The sequence below is a fragment of the Allomuricauda sp. CAU 1633 genome, assembly GCF_017313225.1.
Lineage (GTDB): Bacteria > Bacteroidota > Bacteroidia > Flavobacteriales > Flavobacteriaceae > Flagellimonas.
Window position 1 is genome coordinate 888,123 of the sequence record NZ_JAFLNE010000002.1, and the last position, 16,521, is coordinate 904,643.

A 16,521-nucleotide genomic window follows, 5' to 3' on the forward strand; every position below is an offset into this window, starting at 1 on the left:
ATTTCTGTGTACTTTTACGGAAAATAAATAGCATGCGATTTCCCCTATTGGTTTTGTTTACCCTCATTTTAGCTTCTTGTGCCCAAGAACCAAAGTACCAACCCTACCAATCTGTTTCGATTACTCCGGTTTATGAAGATTCGGTCAGTATTAGGGCCATTACGTTTTTGGATGGTAGAACCTTAGCTTTCGCTGGAAGTGGGGGTAAGTATGGAACTGTAGATTTGGTATCCCAAAAGGTTCGCTCCAACGTTCAACACCATGATTCCATTACACCTGCTTTTCGAGCGGTGGGAAATACCTCCAATGATTTTTTTATGCTTTCCATAGATAGTCCGGCGCTACTCTATAAAACAGGTGATCACGGAAAAATGGAGTTGGTCTACAAAGAAGAAGGAGAGGGCGTATTCTACGATTGCATGGCATTTTGGAACGAAACTGACGGCATTGCAGTGGGTGATACGGTTGATGGATGCCTTTCCATTATTATTACTAGGGATGGTGGGCAGACCTGGAACAAGATTCCGTGTTCGGATTTACCCGAAGGTATTGAAGGTGAAGGTGCTTTTGCCGCAAGCAACAGTAACGTAGCCGTAGCAGGAAAACAAGCTTGGATTGGGACCACAGCGGGACGGGTATATCATACTACAGATAAGGGAGTAACATGGACCGTGCAGCAAACGTCCATTGTTCATGAAGAGGAAACCCAAGGCATCTATTCCATGGATTTTTATGATGAAAACACTGGATTTGCCATTGGCGGGGATTATACCCAACCAGAATCCAATAGGGCCAATAAGATGATTACCCATGATGGTGGAAAAACGTGGAATCTTATTGCGGACTGGCAGGAGCCCAACTATAAAAGTTGTGTACAGTTTGTTCCCAATTCGGAAGGGAAAGGGTTGGTAGCTGTTGGATTCACGGGAATTTCATATTCTGGGGATGGCGGTGAGCACTGGAAAATGTTCAGTGATGAGTCGTTTTTTACGCTTCGGTTTTTGAATGATTCGGTGGCCTTTGCTGCGGGAAGAAATCGAATTTCGAAATTGGTTTTTAGATAAAAAGCAGCCCTTGTTTCTACATCTGAATGAAACATCCACTTATCGTCTTTTCGAGGAAAAGTAGCGGATGTGCCGTATCTTTATAATCCAATTTATGTACGAATTGGCACTGTGTGCTTTTGGTTTAATTGGACTTTGAAAACAGTATTGGATATGACGTATGCCTCTGGTTTTACATTTGACCTTTTTCTAAGGCGAAGGCTGCATCCTTACTATTCCAATCTGCTACGAAACTTGATTACGGACAAAGAGTTTGCCCCAATGCCTTTAAGTTCACTCCCTGAGACTGGCAGCTTTTCAATGGTGACCGATGTTCCGGATTACCTTGATGTGTCCCTAAAGATGGAGTCGAATCAATTAAAAACCAAAAAGGTAAAGCAATATCAAGGTTTTTTATGCGATTTGTCGGATTGTGAAACGGCTTTGGACTATATGTCCACCAAATTCAGCAAAAAATCCATCAAGAATATCAGGGCCAAAAAGCGGCAGCTCGAAACCCAATATAATATAGTCTACAAGAACCATTATGGGGAAATCGATAGGGAGCATTATGATTTTTTGTTTGACAGGTTTTATGACCTGCTGAAAAAAAGGTTTGATGAAAAGAAAATCCAGAACAGATATTTGTTGGTCTGGAAAACGTACCACGAACTGGTCTATCCCATGATTTTACGCAAGGAAGCATCATTGTTCGCCATTTATGATGGCGAAGAGCCAATTGCCCTGGCCTTAGATTTTTATGTAGAGGATATTTCTTTTGGATACATTCAGGTATTTGATGCAGAATACCAAAAATACTATATGGGAGATGTATTTATGATGGAGCGTTTGGATTGGTTGTTATCCCATACGTTCAAGATATTCGACTTTTTAATGGGGGAGACCTATTACAAAATAAAATGGTCCAACCACAGCTACACATACCATCATCAACTTTTTTATAAACCCAATTCGTTGATGGGCAACTTAAAAATGCAGTATGTAAAAGCCAAGTTGCAGTTTAAACAGTATCTGCGGGATAAAGGGATTTTGGGCAAACTATTCAGTATGGACCGATTGCTGTACCGTCGGATGTCCAAAAAATTGAAGGGGTATGATTGGAAAAACCCATAATCGCTACGCTATAAAATTAGGTGAGGCGGGCTACTTTTTTAGAATTTTTGCCCCGAAATAGATATTGTCCATTTGAGCCACGATACACCTCAACATCTTTGGCTGACTCATTGTTCAAGTATAAAAAATCAAAAAACAGTTTAATCACCTGTGGACTATACCCATCTGTTGGTTGGAGGGCTGAATCATCCTGTACTTCAGCCTCTTCAAAAACTACAGTTTTACCCTTTTCATCTATTGTGTTTTCGGAATCCCATTTCTTTTTACGAAAAGAGAAAAGAGCTTTGTTCAATAACCGGTTGAGGTCCTTTTCCCGGAGATACTGCTTTAGTTTGAAGTAATTTTTGGCCATCACGGCCTTTGCAGTGGATGAAAGTGATTCGGAGTTGTAGAGAATGTGGTATTCAAAATTGTAATCTCTTGTGGCCCACCGGGTTTTATAATCAAAATAACCTTTGGAAAAGTCCAGTATTTGGAATTTGTTGGTAATCCCCCAATCAATAAGATGCATAATATTGACCGAACCCAAATGGAATTTGGCATAATCAATATCAAAAACGGTAATGGCATCAAAAATAATGTCCTTTGAAAAATAGACCAATGTAATGGCAATGGGAAGATCTCCATTTTTGACGACAAAGAGCCCAGCTTCGTTTTTTATGATCATGGGATAAGCCACCTTTTTATAGAAATCCCATTCCTTTTCATCCAAATTGTTATTGTACTCTTCCTTGTCTAGAAATCGTTTTTCCAAAAGTTTCCTAAACCTGTCAAAGAGTAAGTCGTACTCTCCTTGGGTAATATCACCCACGTGCATCTTTGCTTTTATATCAAAGCATTCCGAGAGTCTTCTGCTGTATTTGTTCAGTTTGTATCTGCTCGATTTCTTAAACTTTTTCTGGAGGTAATCTTGCAAGCTCGAAAAACTGTCGAGCTCAATTAAGAAACCAGGATATTGTTTGATTCGTAGAAGTTTTGTGGGCTTTACCCCTTGAGGTTGAGGGATGTTGAAATAAGTTGGGACATCAAAAATCAGCAAAGTTTCTTTTTTAAGGGCCAAAGAATGCTCCAAGGTGTATTGCATCCCCTTTGTATGGGTTTTTCCGTAATTGGTGTGTATACCCCATTTTCCCATATAAAACTTGGGGCCAAAAACTCCCTTGACTTCAATTGGTGTGTTTTCTTTACTGAAAGATTTAGCCCATATTTTTGTGAAGGTCTCAGACAAAAATGGGTTGTCAATCATCGCTCAAGCAGTTTATTTTGGAAATCTCTGTTTCATTACAGGCTGCATCCTGTCGGTAGAGCGGGAAAAAGCAGGAGTTTTTATCAATTTCATGCTTGTTTAAAGCTTCCCGTTGCTTCAAAAGCTTTTCATACTTAACATCATCCACTACATACTGCCACGAACAGAATGTCTTAAAATCCTTAGAGAACCCAGATTTGAAGTAAAACAGGGAATCATTGTCATGTCCACTGAGTCCGCCACCCAAATTGAAATTAACAAACCCTTGTTGGGCAGCTGTTTTTCGGACATGGTCTATGAGCAACTTAATTGGGTTTAGATGAAAATATTCATTTTTAACTCCTGACAGGTGGTACTGTACGGTGCCATTGTTTTTGGTGAAAATGGCACCTCCTGCAAAGTCGCCCGATTTTTTGTGTCGGGCCACTAAAAGTTCAGCATGAATTTGACCACTGGCCAAAAGTTTATAAAAATACTTCTTACCAAAGAAGTAACTGGGCTTGGCATGTAGCCTTTTCATATTATCACAGTAAGTGCCAATAAACTCATCCAAAAAATCTTCATGGGTTCCATCAATAATTTCATATTCCTTGGCTTCCTTATTGATATAGGTTCTCAATCTTCTACCGTACTGTTGCTTTTGCTGCTCCAAACTTTGGGTAAGATCTATGTTCACCACATTGCCATGTGGGACAATTTTCCCAACACCCTTAAGAACCGCATCTTGTTTGGTGATATATGGATGTAGCCTAGAGAATACAGAAACAATCTGATTGTCTCTCAAAAATGCACAGAGTTGCTTTTTAAAATCTTCATTATTGAATTCTGGGCCTATATTTTTCCCAATGGGTCCTACATAACCGTAAACCGAAGTGGCATCCTTAAGTTCGGTTCCTTCAATATCCCTAATAAGCAATGGAATAGCAATAAGGGAGTCGCCCCTTTCATATTTGACCAAAATTGGCCGCTCACCAGTTTTTTTTGATATCTGATGGTAGTCGTACGTGTGATAAAAATCTGCTTGCTCACATTGGTCCACAACCTGTCCCCAAGCATTTCTATCCTGAAAGACTTGCATAAGTTCAATTTTGTAAATATAGCGAAAATAGTAGTAGAAGGTTTTAGGAAACATGACAAAAGTCATGTGTATCAGTAGATTGGTTGAATCGTTTGAAAAACTCGATGAAATTACCTTAGGGTGTACAATTTTTGTTGTTCAAGCAAAATAAACAAGACAGTTTAGCCTTTGGTCAACATAAATTTTTAGGAGAAAAACAAATCTTACGCCTAAGAATTATCCTCCTCCTTGCTTCCTTCTATATTGCTGTAAAAGGCGTTTTTTAAAATCATCTTCCGCCTTTAGCAACAGCAGCACTTTTTTTGGCGAAATTACCTTTCTGATTTTTGAAATAAAAGCTTGGTCGGCGTCATACTTTTCGGTTTGGAGTGCAAGAAGATTGTCCAAAAGAGCTTCGGATTCACTATCGGAAAGACCTTGGGCAGCAGATAAGCGGGATTGTATTTCCTTTCTTCGGATGTTTTCCAAAGCATCCTCATGCTCATTGTATATAGGCCAGAATTGTTGGGCTTCTTCACTTGTTAATCCAACCCGTTCTGTGATAAAGGCCACTTTTAAAGTTTTTATGCGATCTCTCATGGGACCTTGGGCGTGCAGCCATACGGTTCCTATCAGAAAAGCAATGAGTATGTGTATTCTTTTATTCATAATCGTTGTAATCTAAGTTTAAATCTTCAATATCCTCCACGTTTTCATCCAAATATTCCAAAATGTTTTCGGCTTCAATGTCATTCTCCAACATATCGTTCAGCTCCAGATGATCCAGAGGAACCAATTCGGCAAGCTCATAGGTGCTCATATCAATCTCTGTAGTTTCAAAATAGGCATCGATTTCCGTGTTGGCCAAATCCTCAAAATCGATTGGTATTTCTGATTTCCAGTTGAGGCCAAAAACTAAAAGGAAAATTGCAGCAATGGCGGCCGCGCCATAATAGAATTTTCTGTAGGATGTAAGTTGGATGACTTTTGCCTCACTCTCTGTGGTTTTGGAAAGAACTTTTTCAGTAACCGAATTAAAATACCCTTCAGGTAGGGCAAAACCATCCGATTTTGGGATAATGGATTCCAGTTGGCTTTCTTCTTTACCGATTTTGTCCATGAGTCGCTCATGAAAGTTCTCAAAGTAGCCTTCTGGAGTATTGAAACTATTTTTTTTATCCTTTTTCATGTGTATCTATTGACTTCAAAATCGGTAAATGGTTTAATTTTCCTTGAGATACGTTTCAATTTTCTTCACTGCCAAATGGTACGAGGTCTTTAATGCTCCTACGGAGGTTTCCAACACATCGGAAATGTCCTGATACTTCATTTCCTGAAAATACTTCATGGTGAAGACCAACTTTTGTTTGTCGGGAAGAGTGGCCAAGGCCTTTTGTAATTTTAGTTGGATTTCATCACCTTCAAAATACACGTCCGACTCCAAATTTTCAACCATTCGGTTTTTGAGTTCTTCATTACTAACCCCCATTTTTCTAGACTTCTGCTTTAAAAAAGTGAGCGATTCATTGGTGGCAATTCGGTACATCCACGAAAACAATTTGCTTTCGCCCTTGAAACCATCAATATTTTTATACACTTTAATAAAGGTGTTCTGGAGCACATCGTCCGCGTCATCATGGTCCAAAACTATCCTTCGGATATGCCAATACAAGCGCTCTTTATAAGTGTTGACCAACACCTCAAAGGCCTTCGCTTGGCTTTCCTTTTGTTTCAGTTCGTGGACTAGGGCTTCTTCAGCAATCAATAAATTGTGCAATTTGGTGCTTTGACTTTCCTAAAGGTAAAAGGTTTAATGCAATGGACAATTTTCAATAATCAATAAACAATGACCAATGTACAATTGTCATTTTCAGTACGGCCTAGAATCTAAGAAACCGACACGAATTGCTCAAATTTTCTCGAATGCTCTCACTTTAATATAGAACACCGCTTGCTTAAGGATGGGATACCGAAACAAGTTCGGTATGACATTGCTTTTGTCATTCTGAGCGGAGCGAAGAATCTCCTTTAAAACGACTGCATTTCCACCAGCTTTTTATAGCCCTTTTTAGACTTCATCAATTCTTCGTGGGTGCCCTGTTCTACAATTTTGCCTTTGCTCATAACCACAATGGAATCTGCATTTTGAATGGTAGACAGCCTATGGGCGATAACAATGGAAGTTCTATTCTTCATCATTTTTTCCAAAGCATCCTGTACCAATCGTTCGCTCTCGGTATCCAGGGCTGAGGTGGCCTCGTCCAAGATCATAATGGGGGGATTTTTGAGCACTGCACGTGCAATGGACAGACGCTGTTTTTGTCCGCCACTCAATTTGTTTCCACTATCGCCAATATTGGTGTCGTAACCATGGGGGAGGTCCATGATAAAATCGTGGGCGTTGGCTACTTTTGCCGCTGCAATGATTTCTTCTGTGGTGGCATTTTCCTTACCCAGGGAGATGTTATTCTTGACTGTATCGTTAAACAGGATGGAATCCTGTGTTACCAGTCCCATAAGTCCACGGAGCGATTTTTTGGTAATACTCTTAATGTTGGTGCCATCCAACAAGAGTTCTCCTTCGTTGACATCATAGAAACGGGTTACCAAGTTGGCCACCGTACTTTTTCCACTTCCCGATTGACCGACCAAGGCAACGGTATGTCCTTTCTCAATCTTTAGGTTGAAATCCTTCAGCACATATTCGTCCTCATATTTAAACGAAATATTTTTGAGCTCAATACCAGAATTGAAATCCGTTTTCTCAGTGGCACCTTCCATATCCTTGATGGGATTTTCGGATTCGAGGATTTCCAAAACTCGTTCTGCAGCCGCGTTTCCTTTTTTAACCCCGTAGGATGCCTTGCTGATGGCTTTGGCCGGGGTAAGGATGTTATAGGCCAAGCCCATATAGGCGATAAAGGAGGATGCATCCAAAGTTTTATCCACCAACACCATTTTTCCGCCGAACCAAAGTAATACCCCAATCACTAAAATCCCCAAGAACTCACCCGTAGGAGAGGCCAAGTTCTGTCGATTCAACAACGAATTGGAAAATCTGAAAAAGCGGGTTGTTGAATTTTTGAAGGTATTGTAAAATTTAGATTCCGAATTAAAGGCTTTGATGACGCGGAGTCCACCCAAAGTTTCCTCCACAATGGAAAGAAATTCGCCTTGTTCTTTTTGAACCCTGTCGGATTTTCGTTTGAGTGATTTCCCAATTCTGGAAATCAACATTCCAGCGATAGGGATGAAAATAAAAACAAAGAGGGTCAGCTTGGCACTTATGCCGAACATTACCAAAATGGTAAATAAGATGGTCAATGGTTCTCGTACAATCAATTCCAAAATGGAGAGGAAGGAGTGCTGTATTTCCAATACATCTGAGGTGATTCGGGCTATAACATCACCTTTTCGCTTCTCCGAGAAATAGGAGATAGGAAGGTCGACTATCTTTTTGTACATAGTATTTCGGATATCCTTGAGCACACCATTTCTCAAAAAGGTAATGAAATACATCGCCAAATAGTTAAATGCATTTTTCAACAAGAAAAGTATGAGCACCAAACTAATGACCAATACCAACCCTTTCATATCATCATCCCCTGAATATGCGGTAACCCTATAGTTGATGTAATCCTGCAAATAATCCTTTGATTTGGAAAAGCCTTCATAAATGGGCTTTACGTAGACTTTTTGCTCTGGTTTAAACAACACATCCAGCATGGGAATAAGCGCAGCAAAGGACAGGGCACTGAAAAGCGCATAGAGAATATTGAAGAAAATATTCAAATAACCGTATTTGCGGTAAGGTCCCGCAAAACGGAGTATCTTTTTAAAGTAGTTCATTCACCTACAAATTCAGTTCAGAAAGAATACCATCAATCTTGGTATCCAACTGCGAATTTACGGATTTATACTCCTCGGCCTTATCTAATTTTGTGTTAGTACTGATGTAGAACTTCACTTTGGGCTCCGTACCACTGGGTCGGGCCGCAATTCGAGTGCCATCCTCGGTTTCGTAGATCAATACGTTGGATTTGGGGAGATTCATGGTACGTTCCTCTCCCGTCTGCACATTTTTGGCGATGGAGGTGTTGTAATCCTCAATCCATAGTAATTTAGAGCCTTGTACAGACTCCACAGGATTTTCCTTAAAGTCGATGAGCATTTGCTTGATTTCCTCGGCACCGCTCATTCCTTTTTTGGTGAGGGAAATCAATTTTTCCTTGTAAAATCCAAACTGGACGTAGGCATCTATCAAATCCTTATAAAAAGAACTACCATTAGCCTTAGCATTGGCGGCAATCTCACAAGCGAGCAGGGTAGAGGTTACAGCATCCTTGTCCCGGACAAAGTCGCCCACCATATAACCGAAACTTTCTTCGCCTCCTCCAATGAATTTGGAATTGGGAAAATCCTTGATCATTTTTCCAATCCATTTGAAGCCTGTGAGCGCCGTTTTGAACTCCACGCCATAGGCGCGGGCCATTTGCTCCATCATGGGTGTGGAAACGATAGTAGTGGCTATAAATTCGTTGCCCTTAAAGCCTTTTTCTTTGTATTGGTCCAAGAGAAATTTGGTCATCAACACCATGGTCTGGTTTCCATTGAGGAGTTCCATTTTGCCCTCCAGGTTCCGAACTGCAATTCCAAGTCGGTCACTGTCCGGGTCGGTGCCCACGACCATATCAGCTCCAATTTCCTCTGCTTTTTTGATGGCCATGGCCAATGCTTCGGGTTCTTCGGGATTGGGTGATTTTACCGTTGGGAAATTTCCATCAGGCTTTGCCTGTTCCTCAATAATGGTGACATTGTTGTATCCGGCACGTTTCAGCACTTCGGGAATGGCCGTAATGGAGGTTCCATGCAAGGAGGTGAATACAATCTTAAAGTCGTCTTTTCCTTTGGCATCAAAACTTCCATTTTCAACAGAGGCTTTAAAAAAAGCTTCGTCCACTTCTTCATCGATTAGGTTAATGAGACTTTCTTCAGCATTAAATTTAATGTCCTCGAAAGACAGTGCATCAATCTCAGCAATGATTTCGCCGTCCTGAGGGGGTACAATCTGTCCGCCATCGGCCCAATAGACCTTGTATCCGTTATATTCCGGTGGATTGTGGGAAGCGGTCAAAACAATTCCTGCGTGACAACCTAAATACCGAACTGCAAAGGAAAGTTCTGGGGTGGTACGCAATTCTGAAAACAAATGAACCCGAATTCCATTGGCAGAAAAAACCTCCGCTACGGTTCGGGCCAAGGTATCCGAGTTGTGTCTGCAATCATAGGCAATCACCACCTGAAGGTCGCTATCAGTATAGGATTTCTTCAAGTAATTGCTGAGCCCCTGCGTATTTTTTCCTAAGGTATACTTATTGATTCTGTTGGTCCCAACCCCCATAATGCCGCGCATACCTCCAGTACCAAATTCCAAATCTTTATAGAAGCGTTCCTTAAGCTCTTCCGTGTCGTTCTCTATAAGATTTTGAATCTCCTTTTTTGTGTTTTCGTCAAAAAAATCGGTTAACCAAGATTGCGCTGTAGAAGTAATGGAATCCATATAGAATATGCTTGTTTAGTAATGTTTAAAAATACAAAGATTATCAGTTTTGGAAGGTGCTAAATGTTTATTTTATCGGAAATGGAATAACGCGTGTCATTTTTACGGGATCGTACCATAATTTCCCCTAAAAAGCCAGCCAAAAAAAGTTGTGTCCCTATGATCATGGCTGTTAGGGAAATGAAAAACTGAGGTCGTTCTGTGATCAGTCGCCCCGTGGGATTTAAAAATAATTTATCGATACCCAGATAGAGGGCAAATCCGAAGCCGACAATAAACATAAGTACACCCAGAGCCCCAAAAAGGTGCATGGGCTGTCGACCAAATTTGGATACAAACCAAATGGTAATCAAATCCAAAAAACCATTAATGAAACGCTCCACACCAAATTTGGTAGTCCCATATTTTCGGGCTTGGTGCTGTACCACTTTTTCGCTGATGTTGGAAAAACCTGCATTTTTGGCCAATACAGGAATGTACCGGTGCATTTCCCCGTGCACATCAATGTTTTTTATCACCTGGCCATTAAAAGCCTTGAGTCCACAGTTAAAATCGTGCAGTTTTACCCCAGAGGTTCTTCGAGCAGCCCAATTAAAGAGTTTGGAGGGAATGTTTTTGGTGAAGAGGGAATCGTACCGTTTCTTTTTCCAGCCTGAAACCACATGATCGCCGTTTTCTTTAATCATGCGATAGAGTTCTGGTATCTCTTCGGGATTGTCCTGAAGGTCAGCATCCATGGTAATGACCACATCGCCCTGGGCAGCTTTAAAACCAGCATGCAAGGCTTGTGACTTTCCGTAATTCTTTAAAAACCGGATACCCTTGACCTGCTCATTTTTTTCCGAAAGCTCCAAAATGGTTTCCCAGGAACCATCCGTGCTGCCATCGTCAATAAAAATGATTTCATATAAAAAATGATTGGATTGCATTACACGTACAATCCAATCATGTAGTTCGTTAAGCGACTCTTGCTCGTTGAGTAAAGGAATTACAATGGAGATTTGCATTGCTTGTTTCTCGAATTCCCTTCAAAAGTAGCATTTTTTGGTTTAGTATTCCGACTTGGATTTTTTTAGGATCAGTCCAGTGATAAGGCCCACGACCAAACCGATCACACAGCTGAATATTAAACCGATGGGATACCGTAGCCAACCCAGTTTTTTCTGCATGGCCACACCTTGTTCCCATTGTTCATCGGTCATTGAAGGATTTTGCTCCAAAGCCTTGGGTTTGGCCAATGCTATGGCTTTATCCATAAAATCAGGCTCAATAAAATTGATAAGAACATATTGGTACAGCAAAGAGATGATGGTGGATACCAAAGCGATACCGACCGCAATTTTTAACGCCTCGGAAATGGTCAGATACCCTCCGTTTGCTTTTTTGTACGCATTGATGCCAAGAAAAATGGCCACTACACTCAATAGGATTGAAATAACGATTACGGGCGTACTCATTTCGTAATGCATCTTCTGGGTGTAGAGCATTACCCCGAAAACAACTGAGACCAGACCTAAAATAAGGCCGTAGTTCAGCATAAATTTACTGGCTTTTGGTTGTTGTTCTTCCATTTGTTTATTTTTAGTGTTGATTATAAATAGTTAGTGAGGTCAAGGGGAAATTTGTTACAGTTAAAGGTAGTTTTTTTCTTTTTTTCTTTTTTCAGTTGGAAGAATCAAAGAAATCCTTAAATTTGCACCTCGAAAAATCTGAGATTAAGTAGTTAAGACGATGAAAAAAGGCATACACCCAGAGAATTATAGATTAGTGGCTTTCAAAGACATGTCCAATGAAGACGTGTTCATCACTAAATCAACCGCAGAAGCCAAAGAAACCATCACGGTTGATGGTGAGGAGTATCCTTTGGTAAAGTTGGAGATTTCCAGAACTTCGCACCCTTATTACACTGGTAAAACCAAATTGGTGGATACCGCTGGTAGGATTGATAAGTTCAAGAATAAGTACAAGAAATTCAGCAAAGAAGAGAAGAAGGCCGAGTAGGTTACTCTTTTTAACGAAATATATGGACGCTCCTGATAATTCTCAGGGGCGTTTTTTATTTTTATACCATCAACACTGAGCCATGAACTACATTCTATCCGACGGAACCCATAGAGAAGCCCTTTTCCCTTTTACGTTCACTAGGCCTGTGGCCGAAATTCGAGTGGGGATTCTTACCATCTGTGAAAAATGGGAAAAGTGGTTGAATGCCTCGGTCAGTGTGAAAACGGAGGACTATCTGTCCACAAAGTTTCTGTTGAAAACTTCCTCAGAGAATGTAATTATCAATGCCAGTTATCTTCCAGATGCGGATTTGGTGAAAGCTGTCCAACAACTTCAACTAGGAGAGGCCTTGATGGATGGTGACACCTACATCGCCTATGCCACTACAGATGTGGAAGCTACTTTTGATGCCTCAAAGTATACCGCCAACTCATTTCAACCCAAAGGGTTGACCATCAAAAACACGTGGGATATCTTTTCCAAAAATGGAGGGGCATTGCAATCTGACTTTGAAGTATTGATCGCTGGAAGGCAGAGTCAGCCTATTTCAAATACCAATCAGGTGGTGCATCCAGAGAACATTTTTTTGGAGGAAGGTGCCAAGGTAGAGTTCAGTATTTTAAATGCATCCACGGGGCCTATTTATATCGGCAAGGATGCTGAAATTATGGAAGGCTGTATTGTTCGTGGTGGGTTTGCCCTCTGCGAAGGTGCCATTGTAAAGATGGGAGCAAAAATCTATGGGCCAACCACAGCAGGACCATTTTGTAGATTGGGAGGTGAGGTCAACAATTCGGTGTTGTTTGCCTATTCCAATAAAGGGCACGAAGGGTTTTTGGGCAATTCGGTGCTAGGCGAGTGGTGCAATTTAGGCGCGGATACCAATACCTCCAATATGAAGAACAATTATGCTCCCGTGCGGTTATGGAGCTACCAAACCGAAGGTTTTGCCAAAACCGGTCTCCAATTTTGCGGATTGATGATGGGCGACCACAGCAAATGTGGTATCAATACCATGTTCAATACGGGAACTGTGGTTGGGGTGAGTGCCAATATCTTTGGTAGTGGGTACCCTCGGAATTTTATCCCCAGTTTTAGTTGGGGTGGTGCCTCAGGGTTTACCGCATTTAAGACCAACAAGGCCTTTGAGGTGGCCGAAGCCATGATGAAACGCCGCAATGTGGAATTTACTGAGGCCGAAGCCCAGATTTTGGAGCACGTTTTTGAACTAACCCAGAAGTGGCGGAAGTACTAACCTATTCTACCTTACCGATTAAGCCCCAGCCATTGGCTTTATCAATAACAACGCAATGGAGTGTGTTTTCGCCTTTCTTAAGATGAATCGGCAATTTGTTGCCCCCTAGTCCCAAGTGACCTTGAAATTGGTTGCCCTTAAACCGAAAAGCATTGTTCCCATAAAAAAGAAACTCCCCATTTAAGAATACCATAATTTTATCACTGTAATCAAATGAAAATAATTTGGTTTGTTCATCATCCACTGTAATGGTGTGTGATGCCACGGTATAGGCTTCTTTGTTGTTTTCAAAATTGCCCGATGTTGGCTTTACCAAATATTTGGATATGGGCAGCAACCCCGATTTTTCAGTAGTTGCCTTAGTGGTTTTGGCTTTGGTAAAATCATTAAAATGGACATGACCTTCCGCATAAGGCATGGCAGTGGTAATATCCCATTCCGTAATGACACCTGGTTCTGTTTCGATTTCAGTAGAGGGTTGACTCTCTTGCAGTTCCGCCTTTCCCATTTTAGTAACTCTAAAGTTGGAAAATCGGTTACCAAAGAGGGCAAAAATCCCAATTTCTCCTATAAGATTGCCAGATTTTAATGGGTTGACCTGTAAAACGTTTTCACCATTCACATATATTGTGGCTGTATGGTCCATCACTTCAACCCGCAAGCTGTTCCATCCTTCACTTTTAAAGGTTACATTGGCTTGATGCTCCCGATATAATTGCCAATTGCTCTCACTGTTATAAGTGGGGGTATACTGGACTGCGTCAGGTTGTCTGGATTTGTGCATGCGCATGTAGGTCTCTTCCATGGTGCCACCCTGTTTTCTAAAAGCAAACCCCGCAAAGCTGCGCATGGTATTGGCATACACATCCATTTCAAGGACTCCATAGGAAAATTCCATGTCTTTAACCACGGCGTTACCGTTAAGAATCATGGTTTCCCGACCATCAAAAGCCTCAAAAGAAACGATAGCCCCTTCGGCAATGTTCCAGTAATCGGGTTGCATGGGTATGGTTTCCGTTGTCTGTGCCAACACTTGATGTGTTATTAAAAGTATACTTATGAGAAGAATTGTCCGTGATAGAGTCATTTTTCCGTTTTTTGATAGTGCAAAGTTGTTCAGTTTTTGGAGTTCCCTACATATCAATTTGTTATAAATACCTATCATTTTGGTAATTAAGTCGGTATTTGCGTGGGGACTGCCCAGTTAGACGGGTGAAAAATCGGGTTAGATTGTTGGGGTCACTAAATTGGAGATTGTGTGCAATCTCTGAAATGGTACGATTCGAATAGCGCAGTTCCATCTGCACCTCTTGTAATAACCGAAATTGTATGACTTCCTTTGAAGTATGCCCAAAATAAGCCCTGGTAACTTGGTTCAATTGGTGGCGGGTCATATTCAAGAGACGACAATAATCGTCAACGGCATGGTGCTTTCGAATATGCATTTCCAAGGCCTCTTTAAACCGATAAATATTCGGCTCTGAATGGGTTTCATGTGACAGTTTGTATGCTTTTGAGTACATACGATTCAATTTGGACAAGGCAAAATAGAGTAGCGGTCTGATCAGATGAAGGCTATCCTTTTGGAAGTTCTGGATTTCGATGACAATCTCGTTAAACAAGGTCTGGATGAGCTGGTATTCACTCGGAGAAAGTTGTAGGTATTGCGGGTGAAGCGCATTGTAAAAGTATTGCAATCGGTATACAAAGAGTTTGTCCTCAAAAAAATTGGCCAAAAAATCGTTTTGGAAGACCAAGTGGAAACCTTTTACAGAATTTCGGTTGATACGACAGCTCTTTTTTTGATAGGGCGAAGTAAAGAACAGTGTAAATCTATCAACTTCCAGATAATGGCCGTTGAGTTCTATAGTGCCATTGCCCTGCTCAAAGACAAAGATTTCAAAGAAATCGGTGATATGTGGGTTTGGCTCAAAAAAAACATTGGGGTTGTCCTCGAACTTGTGGAGGTCCATCAATAGTTCAAAACCATATTTTTCTTTGATAAAATGAAATTCCCGCAACTTTGTTTCTCAGGTATTGTAAATCCACTTCAAAGATAGCGGTTTGCTAAGGATAGTACTTTGAGGCTAATGTTTTCCATTTCTATGATGCCCCGCAAGGGAGTTGTACTTGATGAACAGGAACCGCAGATTTTGGAGCATTTGTTTGAACTGGCCCAAAAGTGACGGAAGTATTAGTGCTTTTCGGTATAGTTCAGTCTATGGGAATCAGGTGATTGTTCGCTAGTTTGTTATATCAAGGTATTTGTTTGCCATTCTTTGACCAAGTTTTCTTTGAGATTCAGAATCAAAATGAATTTTATCTCCTTTGTGTATCAGGTCTCCAGTTTCAATAACGCCAAGGTTCTTATCGGTTTCAACAACATTATGGATTATAGTGTTTATTGAATCCCATTTCATCTTTTTTTCAATCGGTTCAGCATAGCTCCCTAATTCGCCTAAAATTATTGGAAGAGAGTCGTTTTCGACAAGGATTCTGAAAGTATTAATCAAAGAATCCAATCGCTGGGAATATTTTGGAATCAATTCTGATGTTGCATTGCTTTCGCCTTGATGCCATAAGATTCCCTTAATTGTGCCATAGTCATTTACAAAGTTCACTTTCTCCTTGAAATTATCAAGTAGCGTTACTCCACGAAAGGTTTCATTGTTCAACCACTGTTCGACGGAACTGCCTCCAACGGCACAAGGAATAATGGCAATTGAAACTCCATCAGGCACCGAATCAAGTAGGTTTTTTCCAAAAGAAAGTCCGCAATCAAGTCCTGTTAGTGAAGGTTCATAAAAATGGAGAGGTTCTTTGGCATAGATCCAGTTATTTGACTTATCAATAGTCAATATTCTTGAGTTTGGCACCGTATCCTGTGGTTCAACAAATCCACGCCCAGCCATATTTGACTGTCCCGCCATAATAAAGATGTATAGACTATCAGGATTTGGTAATTGGTCAACATAGTTTACAGTGCGCGGAAAATTAGCTCGCCAATCTTGATTGACTTTGTAGGTATTATTTTCCTTATACATTTTTGGCCCGGCATAGAAAGAGGAAATTATCCCAATGGCCATTAAAAAAAGCCCTATTATTTTAAATCTGTTTTTCATTTATTCTTGGTATAATGAATTATGTCCACCGCTACTGAAACGAGTTTAGCCTGTATAACGAAGTTCGTCAAAAAACTGCATGCATCCAATATACTGTAAA

At 40.8% G+C, this 16,521-nt stretch carries 16 protein-coding genes; 4 read left to right on the forward strand and 12 right to left on the reverse strand.

Going from position 1 to position 16,521, the window contains the following annotated elements:
- Nucleotides 1-32: 32 nt before the first annotated feature.
- The gene (locus tag J0X14_RS08800; protein ID WP_207097381.1) at nt 33-1,064 is read left to right on the forward strand and encodes a WD40/YVTN/BNR-like repeat-containing protein; all 1,032 of its coding nucleotides are present in this window, start codon (nt 33-35) and stop codon (nt 1,062-1,064) included.
- A 135-nt stretch (nt 1,065-1,199) separates the two neighbouring features.
- On the forward strand, nt 1,200-2,177 hold the full coding sequence (locus J0X14_RS08805) for a GNAT family N-acetyltransferase (RefSeq protein WP_207097382.1): 978 nt from the start codon (nt 1,200-1,202) through the stop codon (nt 2,175-2,177).
- Nucleotides 2,178-2,193: 16 nt separating this feature from the next.
- Here the strand turns inward: J0X14_RS08805 and J0X14_RS08810 are convergent, their stop codons facing one another.
- From J0X14_RS08810 to J0X14_RS08850, 9 genes are all read right to left on the reverse strand, one after another.
- Nucleotides 2,194-3,423, reverse strand: a complete 1,230-nt coding sequence (locus J0X14_RS08810) for a GNAT family N-acetyltransferase (RefSeq protein ID WP_207097383.1) — start codon at nt 3,421-3,423, stop codon at nt 2,194-2,196.
- Nucleotides 3,416-4,501 (reverse strand): GNAT family N-acetyltransferase, encoded by a 1,086-nt coding sequence (locus J0X14_RS08815; RefSeq protein WP_207097384.1) that lies wholly within the window; start codon nt 4,499-4,501, stop codon nt 3,416-3,418. The genes J0X14_RS08810 and J0X14_RS08815 overlap by 8 nt, the downstream gene beginning before the upstream one ends.
- Nucleotides 4,502-4,717: 216 nt before the next feature.
- On the reverse strand, nt 4,718-5,149 hold the full coding sequence (locus tag J0X14_RS08820; protein ID WP_207097385.1) for a hypothetical protein: 432 nt from the start codon (nt 5,147-5,149) through the stop codon (nt 4,718-4,720).
- A complete protein-coding gene (locus J0X14_RS08825; RefSeq protein WP_207097386.1) occupies nt 5,142-5,669 on the reverse strand; it encodes a hypothetical protein in 528 nt (175 codons plus the stop codon). Before J0X14_RS08825 ends, J0X14_RS08820 begins: the two co-directional genes overlap by 8 nt.
- 33 nt (nt 5,670-5,702) lie before the next feature.
- Nucleotides 5,703-6,245, reverse strand: coding sequence for an RNA polymerase sigma factor (locus J0X14_RS08830; protein ID WP_207097531.1), 543 nt, complete (start codon nt 6,243-6,245; stop codon nt 5,703-5,705).
- Nucleotides 6,246-6,508: 263 nt separating this feature from the next.
- A complete protein-coding gene (locus J0X14_RS08835) occupies nt 6,509-8,329 on the reverse strand; it encodes an ABC transporter ATP-binding protein (RefSeq protein WP_207097387.1) in 1,821 nt (606 codons plus the stop codon).
- Between the two features lie 4 nt (nt 8,330-8,333).
- Nucleotides 8,334-10,040: a phospho-sugar mutase gene (locus tag J0X14_RS08840; RefSeq protein WP_207097388.1), complete on the reverse strand. Its 1,707-nt coding sequence runs from the start codon at nt 10,038-10,040 to the stop codon at nt 8,334-8,336.
- 59 nt (nt 10,041-10,099) lie between these two features.
- Nucleotides 10,100-11,047, reverse strand: a complete 948-nt coding sequence (locus J0X14_RS08845) for a glycosyltransferase family 2 protein (protein ID WP_207097389.1) — start codon at nt 11,045-11,047, stop codon at nt 10,100-10,102.
- A 42-nt stretch (nt 11,048-11,089) separates the two neighbouring features.
- Complete coding sequence (locus J0X14_RS08850) at nt 11,090-11,611, reverse strand: DUF4199 domain-containing protein (protein ID WP_207097390.1); 522 nt, start codon at nt 11,609-11,611, stop codon at nt 11,090-11,092.
- A gap of 160 nt (nt 11,612-11,771) precedes the next feature.
- On the opposite strand from J0X14_RS08850, the gene J0X14_RS08855 reads away from it, so the two are divergent.
- Complete coding sequence (locus J0X14_RS08855; protein ID WP_207097391.1) at nt 11,772-12,041, forward strand: type B 50S ribosomal protein L31; 270 nt, start codon at nt 11,772-11,774, stop codon at nt 12,039-12,041.
- An 82-nt stretch (nt 12,042-12,123) separates the two neighbouring features.
- Entirely contained in the window at nt 12,124-13,299 is a 1,176-nt protein-coding gene (locus J0X14_RS08860; RefSeq protein WP_207097392.1) for a GlmU family protein, read from the forward strand.
- Nucleotide 13,300: 1 nt separating this feature from the next.
- Here the strand turns inward: J0X14_RS08860 and J0X14_RS08865 are convergent, their stop codons facing one another.
- The 3 genes from J0X14_RS08865 to J0X14_RS08875 form a co-directional block, all read right to left on the reverse strand.
- Complete coding sequence (locus J0X14_RS08865) at nt 13,301-14,332, reverse strand: family 16 glycoside hydrolase (protein ID WP_410548702.1); 1,032 nt, start codon at nt 14,330-14,332, stop codon at nt 13,301-13,303.
- 115 nt (nt 14,333-14,447) lie between these two features.
- Nucleotides 14,448-15,320, reverse strand: coding sequence for a helix-turn-helix domain-containing protein (locus J0X14_RS08870; RefSeq protein ID WP_242527963.1), 873 nt, complete (start codon nt 15,318-15,320; stop codon nt 14,448-14,450).
- Nucleotides 15,321-15,542: 222 nt separating this feature from the next.
- Nucleotides 15,543-16,421, reverse strand: a complete 879-nt coding sequence (locus J0X14_RS08875) for a sialate O-acetylesterase (protein WP_207097394.1) — start codon at nt 16,419-16,421, stop codon at nt 15,543-15,545.
- Nucleotides 16,422-16,521 lie beyond the last annotated feature (100 nt).